Here is a 2,603-nt window from a genome sequence, read left to right on the forward strand (position 1 = left end):
TTGCCGCCAAAGCGGCGACCGAGCCGCAGCGGCAGGGCCGCGGTATAAAAGGCGGTGGCACGATCCAGATCGTCCACGTCGATGTTGATCAGCAGGGTCAGGGCCATGCCGACACATTATGGCGATGCCGGCGCTGCTCAAGAGTTCGGTGGAATCATATCGGCGCGAGCGGGCGTATGAGGCTCACGCGGATGGCTGCGCAGCCTATGGTTTAACCCGGATCATTCAGTGCGCCCCAACGGCGCGGTTCACCAGTGGAGGAAGGATCCATCCGGGGAGTTGTCGGTAGACCCTGGTAGCTGACGAGCGGCTTGGTCGGGCAACCGGTCTGGTCGAAGCCTCGTGACAAAGGCCGCCTTTGGGCGGTTGAGCAATCCGGCAGGCCGTAATGTGAGTGAAGCCTGAGCAGGCCTCGAAAGTGAAGTCATGGACGCCGACCCGCCTGAATTTCGGGGAAGGCCCAGGTGGAACAGGGAAGCAACCGACAGACGCACCTGTTCCGGTCCATCGGGGTAGTGGGCACGGCATGTCGGAAAGGTGAGCCGGGTAATTGGGGGAGACCCGCCATGGGCGAGGGTAGCGACCTCGACGTCGTCGCAGGGCGGCGGCTCCGGCGGGTGTCGGACAGGGCCGTAGTACCGATGAGGCTGGGTAACGCCAGCGGAGGGAAGGGCCCTGACTTCTGGCGTGCTTTCGACGGAGCTGAGGAGCGGTGATTGGCGATGAGCCTGGCAACACCGGATAGCATCAGGACGCTTCAAAGGAAGCTGTATCTCAAGGCGAAGGCGGAGCCGGGCTTTCGGTTCTACCTGCTCTACGACAAGGTCCACCGCGCAGACATCCTGCGTCATGCGTACGACCTGGTGCGCGCCAACCGGGGCGCACCCGGCGTTGATGGCGAGACCTGCACGGCGATCGAAGCGGCGGGGCTGGCGAACTGGCTGACCGGCATCGAGACGGAACTACGGACCAAGACGTACCAGCCCCAGGCGGTGCGACGGGTGATGATCCCGAAGCCCGGCGGCGGCGAGCGTCCGCTCGGCATCCCGACGATCCGGGACCGGGTGGTGCAGACCGCGGCGAAACTGGTGCTGGAGCCGATCTTCGAGGCGGACCTCGAACCCAGTGCCTATGGCTACCGACCGGGCCGCAGCGGCATCGATGCGGTCAAGGCGGTGCATCGACGGCTGTGCCAGGGGTTCACCGATGTGGTGGACGCCGACCTGTCGAAGTATTTCGACACGATCCCGCACGACACGTTGCTGCGCTCGGTCGCGGCGCGGATCGTCGACCGTCATGTCCTGCGCCTGATCAAGCTCTGGCTCAAGACACCGGTCGAGGAAACGGACCCGGAGGGACGGCGGCGCATGAGCGGCGGCGAGCAAAGCACCTGCGGTACGCCGCAGGGCGGGGTGATCAGCCCCTTGCTGGCCAACCGCTACATGAACCGCTTTCTCCGGCACTGGCGGCAGCAGGGATGCGGCGAGGCGTTTCGCGCCCATGTCGTGAGCTATGCCGACGACTTCGTCATCCTCAGCCGCGGCCACGCGGAGGAGGCACTGACGTGGACACGGCGGGTCATGACGCGGCTCGGCCTCACCGTGAACGAAGCGAAGACCACCGTGCGCGACGCGCGGCAGGAGCGCTTTGACTTCCTGGGCTACAGCTTCGGACCGCACCACTATCGGAAGGATGGCCACTGGTATCTTGGAGCGAGCCCGTCGCAGAAGAGCGTGCAGCGCCTCAAGAGACGTGTGGGGGAGATCCTGGTCCCCTCCAAAGTCGCGCCCTGGGGTGAGGTGCGCGGCCGGTTGAACCAACTGCTGCGCGGCTGGGCGGGGTATTTCGCCTATGGCACGCGGCTGATGGCATATCGGGCGGCGGACAACCACGTCTATGAGGCGGTCCGTGGCTTCTTGAAGCGGCGACACAAGGTGCCCTCGCGCGGCACCAGGCGTTTCTCGGACCAGGCCGTGTTCGGGGAACTGGGCGTGCTCCGGCTGCGCCGGATGCACATCGGCGCGCCGCCGACAGCCGCAGGATGAAGTCAGTCGGAAAGCCGGATGCGGGAAATCCGCACGTCCGGTTTGATGAGCGGGGACGGGAAACGGGGCGATGCCGGACACGGCCCAAGCCACCGCGCCCGTCCTCGACTCTACCCGGGACAGTATTCCGGACGGCAAGGGCGGGCGTAGGGGCGCACCCGTGGGTGGCGCGGGACGCGCGGATTGTCGGGGCTTGGGGTTGCGGGGACGGGCTCGGGCGGGGCACGTGGCCCCTTGGCTCAGGGCGGCAGCTTGGCGGCCCGGGCCGCGAGCAGCGCGAGGCTGTCCTGGTAGGGGTAGCCGGACGGCAGGGCCACCTTGATCCGGGTGGCCAATTCGGTGACCCGACCGGCGACCTTGACGAAGGCGAGCCGCAGCGTGTCCAACTGGGCGTCGCGCCAGAACCCAGCCTTGGGCGCCAGCCCGCGCAGGCTGTGCAGCAGCCAGTAGGCGGCCCCTATGGCACGGCGGGGCCGAGCCATTCCCTGCGGGACCGGATCGACAGCGCTGCTGTCGATGGATCAGCAGCCGGAACTGGTTGGCCGTGGCCTTGCTGCA

2 protein-coding genes and 1 pseudogene are annotated in these 2,603 nt (G+C 67.0%); 1 reads left to right on the forward strand and 2 read right to left on the reverse strand.

Annotated features, from left to right (window positions below; translation table 11 throughout):
• The coding region (locus VIW71_RS26505; RefSeq protein WP_414720648.1) for a VOC family protein at positions 1–107 on the reverse strand (107 nt) is incomplete at its 3' end.
• A gap of 615 nt (positions 108–722) precedes the next feature.
• Between VIW71_RS26505 and ltrA the strand changes: the two genes are divergently transcribed.
• Positions 723–2,045: a group II intron reverse transcriptase/maturase gene (gene ltrA / locus VIW71_RS04080; RefSeq protein WP_331620560.1), complete on the forward strand. Its 1,323-nt coding sequence runs from the start codon at positions 723–725 to the stop codon at positions 2,043–2,045.
• Positions 2,046–2,284: 239 nt separating this feature from the next.
• Here ltrA and VIW71_RS04085 read toward each other — a convergent pair.
• Positions 2,285–2,603, reverse strand: a pseudogene (locus tag VIW71_RS04085) (transposase); the annotation flags it as partial.

The sequence above is a fragment of the Streptomyces sp. genome, assembly GCF_036524955.1.
Taxonomy (GTDB): Bacteria; Actinomycetota; Actinomycetes; order Streptomycetales; family Streptomycetaceae; genus Actinacidiphila.

Bases quoted from the DNA above. Each gene is read 5' to 3' on its own strand.
- ltrA (WP_331620560.1), top strand. From the start codon at position 723: ATGAGCCTGGCAACACCGGATAGCATCAGGACGCTTCAAAGGAAGCTG.